Source organism: Corallococcus sp. CA053C (assembly GCF_003611675.1).
Taxonomy (GTDB): domain Bacteria; phylum Myxococcota; class Myxococcia; order Myxococcales; family Myxococcaceae; genus Corallococcus.
In genome coordinates this window covers 1-13,099 of the sequence record NZ_RAWA01000282.1, presented here as the reverse complement: position 1 = coordinate 13,099, position 13,099 = coordinate 1, and the positions used below count along the sequence as shown (strand labels likewise).

13 protein-coding genes are annotated in these 13,099 nt (G+C 70.1%); 3 read left to right on the top strand and 10 right to left on the bottom strand.

What is annotated here, in order from left to right; translation table 11 throughout:
• The first annotated feature begins 25 nt into the window (after positions 1 to 25).
• Positions 26 to 562, top strand: coding sequence for an FHA domain-containing protein (locus D7V97_RS29605; protein WP_120613989.1), 537 nt, complete (start codon positions 26 to 28; stop codon positions 560 to 562).
• 4 nt (positions 563 to 566) lie between these two features.
• On the opposite strand, the gene D7V97_RS29600 is transcribed toward D7V97_RS29605, so the two are convergent.
• Together D7V97_RS29600 and D7V97_RS29595 are read right to left on the bottom strand one after the other, a co-directional pair.
• Positions 567 to 1,283, bottom strand: coding sequence for a double-CXXCG motif protein (locus D7V97_RS29600; RefSeq protein WP_120613988.1), 717 nt, complete (start codon positions 1,281 to 1,283; stop codon positions 567 to 569).
• 3 nt (positions 1,284 to 1,286) lie between these two features.
• Positions 1,287 to 1,988: a TIGR02269 family lipoprotein gene (locus D7V97_RS29595; protein ID WP_120613987.1), complete on the bottom strand. Its 702-nt coding sequence runs from the start codon at positions 1,986 to 1,988 to the stop codon at positions 1,287 to 1,289.
• A 147-nt stretch (positions 1,989 to 2,135) separates the two neighbouring features.
• Between D7V97_RS29595 and D7V97_RS29590 the strand changes: the two genes are divergently transcribed.
• Positions 2,136 to 3,308 carry a metallophosphoesterase gene (locus tag D7V97_RS29590; RefSeq protein WP_120613986.1) on the top strand — a complete coding sequence of 391 codons (1,173 nt, stop codon included), beginning with the start codon at positions 2,136 to 2,138 and terminating at the stop codon, positions 3,306 to 3,308.
• Between the two features lie 13 nt (positions 3,309 to 3,321).
• On the opposite strand, the gene D7V97_RS29585 is transcribed toward D7V97_RS29590, so the two are convergent.
• The gene (locus D7V97_RS29585) at positions 3,322 to 6,540 is read right to left on the bottom strand and encodes a CHAT domain-containing tetratricopeptide repeat protein (RefSeq protein ID WP_120613985.1); all 3,219 of its coding nucleotides are present in this window, start codon (positions 6,538 to 6,540) and stop codon (positions 3,322 to 3,324) included.
• Between the two features lie 240 nt (positions 6,541 to 6,780).
• On the opposite strand from D7V97_RS29585, the gene D7V97_RS46075 reads away from it, so the two are divergent.
• On the top strand, positions 6,781 to 7,761 hold the full coding sequence (locus tag D7V97_RS46075) for a hypothetical protein (RefSeq protein ID WP_233583304.1): 981 nt from the start codon (positions 6,781 to 6,783) through the stop codon (positions 7,759 to 7,761).
• Between the two features lie 124 nt (positions 7,762 to 7,885).
• Here D7V97_RS46075 and D7V97_RS29575 read toward each other — a convergent pair whose 3' ends face one another.
• The 7 genes from D7V97_RS29575 to D7V97_RS29545 all read right to left on the bottom strand — a co-directional run.
• Positions 7,886 to 8,491 carry a class II aldolase/adducin family protein gene (locus tag D7V97_RS29575; RefSeq protein ID WP_120613990.1) on the bottom strand — a complete coding sequence of 202 codons (606 nt, stop codon included), beginning with the start codon at positions 8,489 to 8,491 and terminating at the stop codon, positions 7,886 to 7,888.
• Positions 8,492 to 8,517: 26 nt separating this feature from the next.
• On the bottom strand, positions 8,518 to 9,633 hold the full coding sequence (gene mtnA, locus D7V97_RS29570) for an S-methyl-5-thioribose-1-phosphate isomerase (RefSeq protein WP_120613984.1): 1,116 nt from the start codon (positions 9,631 to 9,633) through the stop codon (positions 8,518 to 8,520).
• A gap of 17 nt (positions 9,634 to 9,650) precedes the next feature.
• Positions 9,651 to 10,535 carry an S-methyl-5'-thioadenosine phosphorylase gene (locus D7V97_RS29565; protein ID WP_120613983.1) on the bottom strand — a complete coding sequence of 295 codons (885 nt, stop codon included), beginning with the start codon at positions 10,533 to 10,535 and terminating at the stop codon, positions 9,651 to 9,653.
• Positions 10,536 to 10,571: 36 nt separating this feature from the next.
• Positions 10,572 to 11,273, bottom strand: coding sequence for an acireductone synthase (gene mtnC, locus D7V97_RS29560; protein ID WP_120613982.1), 702 nt, complete (start codon positions 11,271 to 11,273; stop codon positions 10,572 to 10,574).
• Positions 11,270 to 11,815: an acireductone dioxygenase gene (locus D7V97_RS29555; protein ID WP_120613981.1), complete on the bottom strand. Its 546-nt coding sequence runs from the start codon at positions 11,813 to 11,815 to the stop codon at positions 11,270 to 11,272. Before D7V97_RS29555 ends, mtnC begins: the two co-directional genes overlap by 4 nt.
• Positions 11,812 to 12,441 (bottom strand): methylthioribulose 1-phosphate dehydratase, encoded by a 630-nt coding sequence (locus tag D7V97_RS29550; RefSeq protein ID WP_120613980.1) that lies wholly within the window; start codon positions 12,439 to 12,441, stop codon positions 11,812 to 11,814. The genes D7V97_RS29555 and D7V97_RS29550 overlap by 4 nt, the downstream gene beginning before the upstream one ends.
• Positions 12,442 to 12,562: 121 nt before the next feature.
• Positions 12,563 to 13,099 (bottom strand): alpha/beta hydrolase (locus tag D7V97_RS29545; protein ID WP_147445024.1); only part of this gene is annotated, 537 nt, incomplete at its 5' end.

Here is a 13,099-nt window from a genome sequence, read left to right as displayed (position 1 = left end):
GGGCTGGGGGTACGGTAGGGGGGTGATGCCTTCCGTCCAACAGCTCCGCCCGTTCGCCTACGCGCCCGTGCAGGCGTTCCTGCAAGCCTCCGGGCCGGTGGTGCTCATCCAACAGCCGCCGGAGCCGGTGTTCCAGCAGGTGGCGCTGCGGCTGGCGGAGGCGCGCACGGTGGGCATGGCGCACCGCTCACGGCTGGTGGACCGGCTCCTGGTGATGCTCCAGGGGTTCGACGCGCTGGAGGTGCACTTCCTGGGGCCGGAGTGGGACGGGCAGGAGCTGAAGGTGGGGCGCACGGAGGGCTGTGCGCTGATGGTGCACGAGCCGTCGGTGTCGAAGCAGCACGCGGTGCTGCGCTGGCACGCGGCGCAGGGGACCTGCTCGGTGCAGGACCTGGGTTCCATGAATGGCACCTGGCTGAACGCGGCGGCGCTGGGCGAGGGCGAGGTGCGGCTGCTCACGGACGGCGATGCGCTATCGTTCGGGGACGCGCAGTTCCTCTACCTGCGGGCGGAGACGCTGCACTCGCACCTGCGGCTCGCGAGCCCGGGTGGGGGGATGTGACGGGCTACGCCGCGGGCAGTTCCTGGTAGGTGACGTCCGCGGGGCCCAGCCGCTGCACGACTTCGACGAAGCGCTCGCTCACGACGTGGAGGTTCGCGCCTTCGACGCCAAAGACGTCGAGCCCTTCGGGGATGGAGGAGCGCAGCAGCCAGCGCTTCGGCGGTAGGGAGAATGTCTCGGGGCGACCGCAGATGTCGCACGGGGGCGTCTTCCATTCTCCGATGCAGTCGGGATGCAGCTTCGCCAGGGGCCGGGCCTCCAGTTCGTAGAGCGCGGGCATGTTGCTTCGGCGGGACTTGAGCTCCATCCGGACCGCGATGACACCGGTCACGCCCTCGGCCTTGAGCAGCTCGACCGCGTCTTCACGGAGGACCACCTCCCATGAGGGCCAGTTGGTAATAGGGCCGAACTTGCCGCGCGCGGTTCCGACCATGGGCCCGAACGAACCGCCCGCCCTGACGGGAAGCTCTGGGGGAACCAAAGGCCGCACCAGCGCCACCAGCCGATTGTATTCCTCGAGGGTCGTCGGCCATCGCTGCTCCGCGAGCGTCGATGCCGCTTCGCCCGACAACTCCACCGATGGGAACGCGTCCATTTCTGCCCAGACGCCATACCTGGGACACTCGACCCCTGACAGGCCCCATCGGTGGCGCGCCCGATACTCTCCGCTCCACTGCCCCGCATCTGCGTCTTCCAACCGTTCCACCGAGAAGTAGCGCACGGATCAGTCCTCGAAGGGCATGGGCATGAGGTCCACCTGCTGCCAGTACGTCATCGTCAATCCGAAGAGTCCGTACTTCTGAATCATCAAAGACGCCTGATCGAAATACTCTGGAATGAGAGCCTCTCCGCGCCGCCGCTGGATGAAGGCATCCCAGTCCTCGTTCCAGGGCCCACCCTTCGCACCGCGATGGATCCGCGCGTGAACCTCCGCATCGACCATCAGGACGTACTTGTGGATGTTGATGCCCTTGCGTTCAAAGTGCGCCTTGAACGCCTGCGGGAACATGTGGTGCCGCTCCTTCGGCCGCTTCGCCCACTCCTCCCTCGCCTTCTCGCGTCGTAGCTCGCTCGGCAGTTTCTCGCGTGGGTGCCAGCGGAAGACCATGACGGGCACCGCGTCGCCCGGCAGGCCCTGCGCACTTCCCCACGTCCGCTGAGGCCCGCTGCCGGGCGCCACGAACACCGGCACCGCCGCCGTGGCGCCTCGCGTGCGCACCACCCGGTTCGGTGCCAGGTCCTCGCACCGGAACAGCGCGCAGACGTCGTCCTCGCACACGTGCGCGAGGCACTGATCCTCGTCACGGTCCTCGCACTCCCGTGACTCGTCCGTCTCCGCCCACTCCTGCGTGGGTGAGAACGTCTGCGTCATGGGCGTCGACGCGCACCCTGCCAGCAAGAACACCCACAGCCACCACCCGCGCATGCCGCCTCCGACCTTAAGCTTCTTTCCCGTTATTCCACGCTCAAGTGCCAGCCGTGACTCAGGCGAGCGGGCGCGGTGTCGGTGGTCCAGCGCGCGGTCAGGGGGTCCGTTATCCTCGGGCCTCCTCACACGGAGAGCGCTGAAACGATGGGAAGGCTCCTGGTCCTGCTGTTCGTCTACCTGGGCGCGTACCTCGTGCTGCGCAGGTTGTGGCCCGGCGTCATGCGCGGGTGGCGCCATGGCGTGCTGCTGGGCCTGATGGGGCTGTCATTCGCGGCCTGGCTGATGCCCGTGCTCACCGGCTACGGCCTCCACCACACGCCCGCGCCCCTCGTGCCCGTGAAGCTGTTCTCCGTCATCTGGAGCATCGCCGCGCTGCTGGTGATGCTGCTCGGCCTGCCGTTGCTCGGGATGTCGCTGTGGGGCGAACGCCGCCGCCAGGGCGTGCCCCCTCCGGTGAACCTGGAGCGCCGGGGCCTCCTGGTGAAGGCCGGTCAGGCCATGCCCGTGCTCGCCGTGGGCGCGAGTTCCGTGGGCGTCGTGGGCGGCAGCCTGGGCTTCACCGTGCGCGAGGTGGAGGTGAAGCTGCGCGGCCTCCCCGCCGCGCTCGACGGCTTCCGCATCGGGCAGATCACCGACGTCCACGTGGGCCCCTTCATCAGCCCCGAGTACCTGCGCGGCGCCGTGGACGCGATGAACGCGGCCGGCGTGGACCTCCAGGTCATGACGGGCGACCTCATCGATGACGTGAACCAGCTCGACGACACCCTGGCCGCGCTCGCCGCGACCACCGCCCGCCACGGCATGCTCGCCATCCTCGGCAACCATGAGCACTGGCGCGGACTCGAGGAGGTGCTCGGCGGCTATGAGGCCCTGGCCCGTCGGGGGGCCCCGGTCCGCCTGCTCGTGGACGAGACCCATGTGTTGGAACACGAGGGCCAGCGCATCCGCGTGGTGGGCGTGGACTACCCCATGTCCGGCCGCAGCCACCGCGTGCGCGACGAGCGCATGAAGGAGTCCGCGGAGACGTCCTTCCAGGGCGGCAACCCGGACGACTTCGTCCTCTGCCTGTCACACCACCCGGACTTCTTCTCCTACGCCGCCGAGCGCGGCGCCCGCCTCACGCTCTCCGGCCACACCCACGGCGGACAGGTGGCCTTCCTGGGGATTCCGCTGTTCGGCTTCGCCTTCAAGCACATGCTGGGTCGCTACCGCTTCCGCGACAGCCACCTCTACGTCTCCGGCGGCACCGGGCACTGGCTGCCCTTCCGCATCGGCATTCCGCCCGAGGTCACGCTGCTCACGCTGCGCAGCGCCTGAGCGACACGCGGGCTCAAGGCGAAGGCGCGTCCGGCGCGAGCAACCGCAGGGGCGCATCCCGCCCCATCGCGATGAAGGGCGCCCAGTAATGGGGATGGGGGTGCGCGCTCCGCACCTCGCGCATCGCCTCGCGCAGCGCCGTGGCCGGGCCCAGTCCCGCCAGCAGGTGGCGGTAGTAGGTCTCCATGAGCACGCGGGTCGCCGTGTCATCCACCTTCCACAGGCTCATCACCACCGTCTCCGCTCCCGCCACGAGGAAGGCCCGGCGCAGTCCGTAGACGCCCTGCCCCCGCCGGATGTCGCCCCGGCCGGTGTCGCACGCGGACAGGACCACCAGCTGCGTGCCCCACAGGTCGAGTCCGGCCAGCTCCAGCGCCGTCACCAGCGCGCTGGCTGACGTGGGAGCGGCCCGAGGCTTCTGCGCGTTGGCCCCCGCGAACAGCAGGCCGGAGCGCAACAGCGGATCCGGCGGAGGCTGCGCGAGTGGATCCTCGCCCAGCGCACCAAATTTCGCGACGGCACGGGAGCGCTCCGGAGCGACCGCGTCCTCCAGGAAGAAGCCGTGGGTGGCCAGGTGCAGGATGCCAGGGGTGGGCATGTGCAGCAGCCGCTCCCGGGTCGCCTCCGGCCCCAGGAAGAGCTGGGCCTGGGGGATCAGCCGCTGGATGGCCTCAGCCTCCTGCCGCGAGCCCGGCAGCGGGACCAGGTTCCAGTCCCGGGACACCTGCGCCGCGAGGCCTGGCGAGACGGACCGCTCAGGCCACGCGGGCGCCGCTTTCACGGCAGCCGCGGGCGTGGCGTTGAAGGCCGGATCCGCGAGGACGACCACGGAGGACGCTGGGAGCGACCGCTGCTGGCGGGGCAGCAGGTCCTTGCCGGAGGTGAGGTAGGTGAAGTCATGGGTGTCGACGAGGAACTGGTGGCCGTCGTGGAGCGCGGCGAAGGGCACCAGGGCGAGCTGGCCGTCCGGTGAGATGAAGAGGCGGTGGGCCTCTCCCAGCAGCGGCAGCAGGGGCTGGAAGGCGATCCGGTAGAGCGCCTCGGACTCGGCCTGGAAGGTGGCATCCCGACGGGCCAGGGCATCCCGCATGCGCGAGGCGGCCGCTTCGATGGGCCCCGCCGGTCCCAGGTCGAGGGTGCGGATGCTCGCGTCGGGCAGGAGCACCAATGCCAGACAGCGGAGCTGGGGCGCGGGGGCGCCGCGCGTGGGCACAAGGGGGCGATCCTCGTAGGTGATGAACTCCACGAGCGCCCCGTCCCCGGGCAGGGACGCGGCGACACGGTCGACGATGTCCGCGGGGGACGGCAGCGCGGACAGCGCGCGCAGGGGCGCGGAGCGTCTGGCGAGGTCGGCTTCGAGGGCGTCGCCCTGCGTGACAAGGGATTGGAGCCGCTGCCGATATGCTGCCAGCTGCAACACGCCGGGCCCCTGGAGCGTCAGGCTGGCCAGCTGGGTGCGCAGGCTCCGCAGCTGCTCGAAGGTGCCGCGCTCCTCCGCGCCCAGGCTGCGGTAGACGGCCCGCGAGATGTCGGCGGTCTCCTCGACGGAGCGGCCCTTGAGGAGCAGCGCCGCGCTCAAGGCGAGGCGCCGCACGTCGGCGGACTCCGGATGCGCGCGCAGCAGCGCGTAGAGGCGCTCCTCGTCCGCGCGCAGCAACTGGAGGAAGCTGGCCAGGCGCGCCTCGGAGAAGTCGAGGGCCTCCTTGCGCAGGCGCTGTTCGGACACGGTGAAGGCGCGCGTGAGCAACGGCACCGCGGCGTCCAGGCGATGCTGGGCCAGCCGGAGGGAGGCCAGGTTGTTGAGCGAAGCGGCGAGCCCCGGATGGTCCTTGCCCAGCACCGCTTCGCGGATGGCGAGCGCGCGCTCGTAGAGCGGTTCGGCCCGCGCATAGCGCCCCTGCTGCTGGTGGAGGGTGGCGAGGTTGCTGAGCAGCCCCGCGACGTCGGGATGGTTCTTCCCGAGGCTCTCCTCCCACAGCACGAGGGCGCGCGCGTAGAGCGGCTCCGCCCGGGCGTACTGCCCCTGGTCCCGGTAGAGCGTGGCGAGGTTGTTGAGCAGGGCCGCGACGTGGGGATGGCGGTCGCCGAGCGTCTCCTCCCAGAGCGCGAGCGCGCGCACGTAGAGCGGCTCCGCCCGGCGGTGCATCCCCCGCGCGAGGTAGAGGCTGGCGAGGTTGTTGAGCGAAGCCGCGAGGTCCGCGGGGTTCCCGTCAGGATCCGCCTCCTGGAGGGCGATGGCGCGCACGTAGAGCGGCTCCGCGCGGTCGTAGACGCCCTGCTCCTGGTAGAGGTTGGCGAGGCTGTTGAGGGACTCGGCGACGTCCGGGTGCTTCTTGCCGAGCGCCGCCTCTCGCAGCGCGAGCGCGCGCACGTAGAGCGGCTCCGCGCGGCCGTACTGCCCCTGGTCCTGGTAGAGCGTGGCGAGGTTGTTGAGCGAATCCGCGAGGTCCGGGTGCTTCTTGCCGAGCGCCGCCTCCCGCAGCGCGAGCGCGCGCACGTAGAGCGGCTCCGCGCGGCTGTACAAGCCCTGCTCCCGGTACAGCAGGGCGAGGTTGTTGAGGGAGTCGGCGACGTCCGGGTGGTCCTTGCCGAGGACCGTCTCCCGGAGGGTGAGCGCGCGCACGTAGAGCGGCTCCGCACGGCTGTACAGCCCGCGCTCCTGGTAGAGATTGGCGAGGCTGTTGAGCGAATTGGAGAGGGCGGACTGGTTCCGGCTGAGGGCCAATTCCTGGCTGGCGAGGGCGCGCCCTGACAGCCGCCGGTCCTTGCCAAACATGCTCTGGCGCCGTCCGAGCGCGTGCCCGCTCCCGTAGAACCCCCCGGCATGGCGGTCCAGCTCCATCTCCGGAGAGGAGGAGAAGGCCATGAGCCTGACCGCGGTGACGGACCCCAGGGTGTCATGGTCCACGGCCGTCTCCCGGATGGCGAGCGCGCGCTCGAGGAGGGTCTCCGCGCGGGCGAAGTCCCCCTGGAGCCGGTGCAGCTCCCCCAGCAGGTGCAGACAGTGGGCGACCTCCGGATGCGCGTCCCCGAGCACCGCCTCCCGCAGCGCGAGGGCTCGCTCGCCCAGCGTCAGGGCCTCCGCGTACCGGCCCTCGTCGTACAGCGCGATGGCCTGGACGTAGGACTCCTGCGATTCCTCCAGCCGCTCCTCCGACGACGCGACTCCCGCGGGATTTCTCGCGGCGCAGCCCAGGGCCAGCACCACCATCCATCCGAGAATCCACCGCATGGGCTCGGCTCCTCCTCCGGGACCGACCGGGAGCCCTACGACGGGCCCGCGTCCCTGGAGAGCCCGGGACCGGAGGAATCATGCAGCGAGTTCCCCCCGGCGCGGCGCCCCCTTCCCGAGTGAAGGGGGGTCCTTGACACACCCCGCCAGAGACTGGATGGGCCCTGCTCCAGCTCAGCCCATGTTTACAATGAATATCTTTTATAATATGAAAAACATGAATATACGGAGAAACCGCCAATGCGAACCTTGAAGCTGTGGACCTGCGTGGCAGGAGCCCTCACCCTTTTGTCGGTGGGATGTGGCCCGGAAGACGAAGCGCGGGAGGAGCCGGCGAACGGCCTCCAGGAGCTGGACAGCTGCAAGGGGGACAACAAGCTGCCGGACGGCGGCAAGTACTTCGTCAACAACGACTGGAACAAGATGGGGGTGCAGGACCAGGGTGGCTACACCGGCATCGACACCAGCGACCCCAATGACCAGGGCGTCATCAACGCGGAGAAGGCCGCGGCGGCCGCGCTCGACGGTGCCGGCTGTATCTACGGGGCGCACGGAGGAAACCCCGCCAAGTGTGGAGGCCAGACGTCGGTGCAGGGGCTGCCCAACGACACGAGCCAGTCCATCTTCCACAGCGAGTACCACCCGGAATGCGCCGGCAAGCCGTTGATCCTGAGCGTCTGCTTCTCCGGCGCGAAGGGCACGGACGGCTACCAGCCCATCGCCTCGGTCATCAGCGGGAACTACGGCGTTCCCCCTGAGAAGATCATCGCGTGCACGGGCTCGGTGGGCCCCGGCAACCCGATGAAGTGCTACGGCACCATCGTGGACGGCAACGGCAAGCCCATTGGCGACCAGAAGGTGGGCGGCGTGGACTTCGTGCAGACCCGTGGCGAGCCGGGTCCCGGCGACCTGGTCCGGTGCGGCGAAGCCGACACGTGCCCGGTGTGCACCCCGGACGCGGGCGTGGATGCGGGCACCGACGCAGGCACCGATGGCGGCACCCGTCCGGATGCGGGCACCGACGCAGGCACCGATGGTGGCACCCGTCCGGACGCGGGCTTTGACGCGGGCACGGTGGATGCGGGCACGGTGGATGCGGGCACCGACGCAGGCACCGATGGTGGCACCCGTCCGGACGCGGGCTTTGACGCGGGCACGGTGGACGCGGGCACGGTGGATGCGGGCACCCGTTTCGATGCAGGCGTCGCCGTCATCCCGTAGCGAGCGTGAAGCCCGGGCCCCGTATCGCCGTTGCTGGCGCCACGGGGCCTTTGCCGGTCCCCAAGCAGAGGGGCACCGGCATCCCCATGGCTCCGCATCCAGCGCGGAATCAGGCCCGTCCTGATTACTGCCCGTAACCCTTGAACTGTTCGAACACGCGCACCATCTCCGCGTCGTCCAGCAGCACGGGCTCTCCCACCTGGAGCGCGCGCCAGTACATGGCCGCCAGCGTCTCCACCTCCACCGCCAGCTTGTAGGCCGCCGGCAGGTCCGCGCCCACCGCCACCAGGCCGTGGTTCGCGAGCAGGCACGCCTTGCGGCCCTCCAGCGCCACCAGCATGTGCCGCGCCAGCTCCGGCGTGCCGAAGGTCGCGTACTCCGCGCACCTCACGTCCGTGCCGCCCGCCGCGGAGATCATGTAGTGGAACGCCGGGATGCCCCGACGCAGACACGCCAGCGTCGTGCTGAACATGCTGTGCGCATGCACCACCGCGCCCACCTCCGGCCGCGCGGCCAGGACGTCCCGGTGCAGCTGCCACTCCGACGACGGTTTACGATGTCCGTCGTGCGTGCCGTCGAAGCGCATGAGGACCAGGTCCTCCGGCGTCATCGTCTCGTAGTTCATCCCCGAGGGCGTGAGGAGGAAGCCTCCCTCCACCCGCTGGCTCAGGTTGCCCGACGTGCCCTGGTTCAACCCGGAGGTGTTCATCCGCCGCGCGGTGGCCACCATCGCCTCGCGCAGCGCTCCGTGCACTGTCACTTCGTCAGGCTCCGCTGTGCGCGCCGCTCCGGGAAGAGCGACAGCAGCCCCTCCTCCGTCGCCGGACACACGCCCCGCTCGGTGATGAGCGCCGTGACGAGCCGCGCGGGCGTCACGTCGAACGCGTAGTTCGCCGCCACGCTCCCCTGCGGAGTGATGCGCACCGTGGCGATGTCCCCCGACGGCAGCCGGCCCGTCACGTCGCTGAGCTCCGTGCCCTCGCGCTGCTCGATGGGGATCTGCTTCACGCCGTCCTGGATGGTCCAGTCCACCGTGGGCGACGGCAGCGCGACGTAGAACGGCACGCCGTTGTCCTTCGCCGCGAGCGCCTTCAGGTAGGTGCCAATCTTGTTCGCCACGTCGCCGTGCGCCGTCGTGCGGTCCGTCCCGACGATGCACAGGTCCACGTCCCCGTGCTGCATCAGGTGGCCGCCCACGTTGTCCGCGATGACGGTGTGCGGAACGCCGTGCTGACCCAGCTCCCACGCCGTCAGCACCGCGCCCTGGTTGCGCGGGCGCGTCTCATCCACCCAGATGTGCACCGGCAGGCCCGCGTCGTGCGCCAGGTACATCGGCGCCAGCGCCGTGCCCCAGTCCACCGTCGCCAGCCACCCCGCGTTGCAGTGCGTGAGCACGTTGAGCCGCCCCTTGCGGCCCTTCTTGTCCCACGCCTCCTGGAAGAGCTTCAGCCCGTGCTCGCCAATGGCCCGGTTGATGGCCACGTCCTCGTCGCACAGCGCCGCCGCGTGCTGGTACGCCGCCGCCACCCGCTCCGAGGGCTTCAGCGGCGTCAGCACGTGCCGCATCCCATCCAGCGCCCAGTGCAGGTTCACCGCCGTGGGCCGCGTGGCCCGCAGCATCGTCAGCGCCTGCTCCAGCGCCGCGTCGGACGCGTCCTCGCGCATGGCCAGACACACGCCATACGCCGCTGTAGCGCCAATCAGTGGCGCGCCCCGCACCAGCATGCTGCGGATGGCGTGGCCCGCCTCGTCCGCCGTCTTCAGCTTCACCTTCACGAACGCATGCGGCAGGCGCGTCTGGTCGATGACGCCCACGGACCAGCCGTCGGACTCGACCCAGATGGAGCGCATCGGCTCGCCTTGGACTTTCATCGCCGTGTCTCCTTCGTTCAGCGCTTGAGGACGCGGCCCGCCACCGCGGAGAGCTTCTCCACCAGGGCCGGGTCGCGCACTTCCGGAGCGGTCATGATGGCGTGATCCAACGCGTTCTGGCAGCCGCTGCGGCACGGGCTGCCGTGGGTGTTCACGAGCGGCGCCACGTTCTTCACCAGCCCGCGCGCCTTGCCCGCGTTGCCCAGGAGCACCGCCACCACCTGGTCCACCGTCACCGCGTCGTGGTCCGGATGCCAGCAGTCGAAGTCCGTGACCATCGACACGCTCGCGTAGCAGATCTCCGCTTCACGGGCGAGCTTGGCCTCCGGCATGTTCGTCATGCCAATCACATCACAACCCCACTGCCGGTACAGCTTGCTCTCCGCCAGCGTGGAGAACTGCGGCCCCTCCATCACCAGGTACGTGCCGCCGCGCACGACCTTGATGTCCAGGCCCTCGCACGCGGACATCACCGCGTCGCCCAGGCGCGAGCACACCGGCTTCGCCATGGACACGTGCGCCACCAGCCCCGTGGAGAAGAAGCTCTTCACGCGGGAGAAGGTGCGGTCCACGAACTGGTCCACCACCACGAAGGTGCCCGGCGGCAGGTCCTCGCGCAGGCTGCCCACCGCGGAGATGGACAGGATGTCCGTCACGCCGCTGCGCTTCAACGCGTCGATGTTCGCGCGGAAGTTCAGCTCCGACGGCGGGATGCGGTGCCCCCGCCCGTGGCGCGGCAGGAACACCACCGGCTGGTCGCCGATGCGCCCGAAGCAGAACTCGTCCGACGTCTCACCGAACGGTGACGCCACCCGGCGCCACGACACATCCGTGAGGCCGTCAATCTGATACAGGCCGCTGCCGCCGATGATGCCCAGCACGGGCGGGTTGGAACTCGACATGGTGGAGACTCCGGAAGGGGGACTGCGGAAGCGAACTCAGGGCACGAGCGCGAACGGGTCGAGCGTCGTGAAGTCATGGAACGTCGGGTGTCCGTGGCCCGGGGCAATGGCCACCTCGCCCCGATCCAGGCAGGCCGTGAAGAGCCCCGCCTGCCGGGCCGCCTCCAGCTCCGCCACGTTGTCCGACAGGAACAGGATGTCGCCCGGCGGCAGCTCCAGCGCCTGGGCAATCTTCGTGTACGACGCGGCCTCCACCTTGGGGCCGGTGGTGGTGTCGAAGTAGCCGGAGAACAGCGGCGTCAGGTCCCCCTCCACGCTGTAGCCGAAGATCAGCTTCTGCGCGGCCACGCTGCCGGAGGAATAGACATACAAGCGCAGGCCCCGCGCATGCCACGCGCGCAGCGCCCGGGCCGCGTCCGCGTGCACGTGGCCCTTCAGGTCCCCGCGCGCGTAGCCGTCCGCCCAGATGAGGCCCTGGAGCGTCTTGAGCGGCGTGGCCTTGCGGTCCTCGTCCAGCCAGCGCTGGAGCAACGCCACCGTGCCCACGTCGTCCAGCGCGGGCTCCCCCGCGAGCGTGCGGGCATCGGACAGACACTGACGCACAGTGGAGTCCTCCCCGTGCGTCGCGACGTACTCCAGCAGGTGCTTCCGGGCGAAGGGGAAGAGCACGTCCTTCACGAAGGCGATGGAGCTGGTAGTGCCCTCGATGTCGGTGACGACGGCGACGGGGCCGCTCACGGCTCGTACTTCGGGAAGCGGTCGGCGATGGTCTCGCCGGTGAAGTTCCCCACCCAGCCGTCCGGCCGGATGAAGAAGCGGATGGCGGCGAACATGGGCGCGGGGCCCATGTCGAACCAGTGCTTCATGCCCTCCGGCACGCTGATGAGGTCGCCGCGCGTGCAGACCACCTGGAAGACCTTGTCCTGCGCGTGCAGGTAGAAGCAGCCGCTGCCCTCCACCATGATGCGCGACTCGTCCTCCGTGTGGGTGTGCTCGGAGAGGAACTTCTGGCGCGCCTGCACCACGTTGGGCGCGTCCGGCTTGATGCGCACCACGTCCACCGTGTTGTAGCCGTGGGCCTTCTTCTCCGCGTCCACCACGTGCTGGTAGGCCGCGAGCACCTCCTCCTGCCCCGCCCCGTCGGGCAGCGCCACGGACGCGTCCACGCGCTCGAAGCGCACGCCGATGGGCGCGAGCTCCCGGCCGATGTCCTTGGGTTCGGTGAAGACGCCCAGCGGCTCCGCCGGGTGGTGTTCCTTGTAGACGGTCAGGTTGCTCATCGCCGCACCTTCATCTTCTCGAGTTCGTACGTCAGCAGGTGTTCCAGCGCCACCACGTGGCGGCGCGCCTCGGCCATGCTCCGGCCCCACGTGTACAGCCCGTGGCCGGCAATCAGATACGCCACCAGGTCCGTCCGCTTCTCCAGCAGCGCCGTCACCTTCGTCGCCAGCCGGGGGATGTCCTGGTCGTTGGGGAAGATGGGAATGGACACCGCCGCCTCGTGCGTGCGGGTGTCGCCCAGCGCCTTGAGCAGCTCGAAGTCCTGGAGGACCAGCTCGCCTTCCGGCAGCTTCAGGTTCGACAGCAGCGCGGCCACCACGGAGTGCGTGTGCAGCACCGCCTGCGCCTCCGGCCGGTCGCGGTACAGCTGCAGGTGCAGTGGCGTCTCCGCGGACGAACCCTTGGGCGGCGGCGCGTGGATGTCCGCCACCAGCACGTCCGCCTCCACGAGCTCGCCCTTGTCCACGCCGGAGCGCGTGACGGCGGCCGTGCGGGCATCCAGCCGCCGGGAGAAGTTGCCGCTGGTGGCGGGCACGAAGTTGCGCACGCTGAGGAAGCGGCCCACTTCTACGATTTCACGGGCGGCTTCGGACAGGGTGGCGGCGGGGGCCGGGTTGACGCTCATCCATCCCTCGGGGGAAGCAGGACGCGATGAAACATCGCGTTGATGACACCCAGCATAATCCGGGGCTCGCGGGTAGGCGCAAGGGAACGCGACGCGCGACGTCATACGCCGGCGGGCCGGCTCAGGGGCCTTCGAGCGCGAACGTGGCCAGGCGCGCGAACTCCTTCTGGTCGTTCCCCTCCAGCACGTCGTTGTGACCCGCGCCGGGCACCGTCACCACGGTGCCGTGCGGGAAGCGCTGACCCAGCGTGCGCCCCATCTCCACCGGGATGACCGCGTCCTGCTCACCGTGGATGACGAGCACCGGGATGGGGACGGAAGGGGCCTTGGAGAGGGAGTCGTAGCGGTCGCGCATCAGCACCGACGCGGGCAGGAAGGGCACCGCGCGCTGGCCCATGGACACCATGGACGTGTACGGCGCCACCAGCACCATGCGGGCGCCGTATCCGCGCCGCGCCATCTCCACCGCGACGCCGGTGCCCAGGCTGCGCCCGCTGAGCACCACCTGCTCCGGCTTCACGCCTTGCTCGCGCAGGAACTGGAGCGCCGCCTCGCCGGCCGCGTACAGGCCCGCCTCTGAAGGGCTGCCCGGCGATGCGCCGTAGCCCGGGTACTCCACCGCGAGGAAGCCCAGGCCCGCGTCCCCCAACCCCTGGCC

Excerpts from the sequence above, each read along its gene's own strand:
- D7V97_RS29605 (WP_120613989.1), top strand. The coding sequence starts at position 26 with ATGCCTTCCGTCCAACAGCTCCGCCCGTTCGCCTACGCGCCCGTGCAG.
- D7V97_RS29595 (WP_120613987.1), bottom strand. The coding sequence starts at position 1,988 with ATGCGCGGGTGGTGGCTGTGGGTGTTCTTGCTGGCAGGGTGCGCGTCG.
- D7V97_RS29590 (WP_120613986.1), top strand. The coding sequence starts at position 2,136 with ATGGGAAGGCTCCTGGTCCTGCTGTTCGTCTACCTGGGCGCGTACCTC.
- D7V97_RS29585 (WP_120613985.1), bottom strand. The coding sequence starts at position 6,540 with ATGCGGTGGATTCTCGGATGGATGGTGGTGCTGGCCCTGGGCTGCGCC.
- D7V97_RS46075 (WP_233583304.1), top strand. The coding sequence starts at position 6,781 with ATGCGAACCTTGAAGCTGTGGACCTGCGTGGCAGGAGCCCTCACCCTT.
- D7V97_RS29575 (WP_120613990.1), bottom strand. The coding sequence starts at position 8,491 with ATGGTGGCCACCGCGCGGCGGATGAACACCTCCGGGTTGAACCAGGGC.
- mtnA (WP_120613984.1), bottom strand. The coding sequence starts at position 9,633 with ATGAAAGTCCAAGGCGAGCCGATGCGCTCCATCTGGGTCGAGTCCGAC.
- D7V97_RS29565 (WP_120613983.1), bottom strand. The coding sequence starts at position 10,535 with ATGTCGAGTTCCAACCCGCCCGTGCTGGGCATCATCGGCGGCAGCGGC.
- D7V97_RS29555 (WP_120613981.1), bottom strand. The coding sequence starts at position 11,815 with ATGAGCAACCTGACCGTCTACAAGGAACACCACCCGGCGGAGCCGCTG.
- D7V97_RS29550 (WP_120613980.1), bottom strand. The coding sequence starts at position 12,441 with ATGAGCGTCAACCCGGCCCCCGCCGCCACCCTGTCCGAAGCCGCCCGT.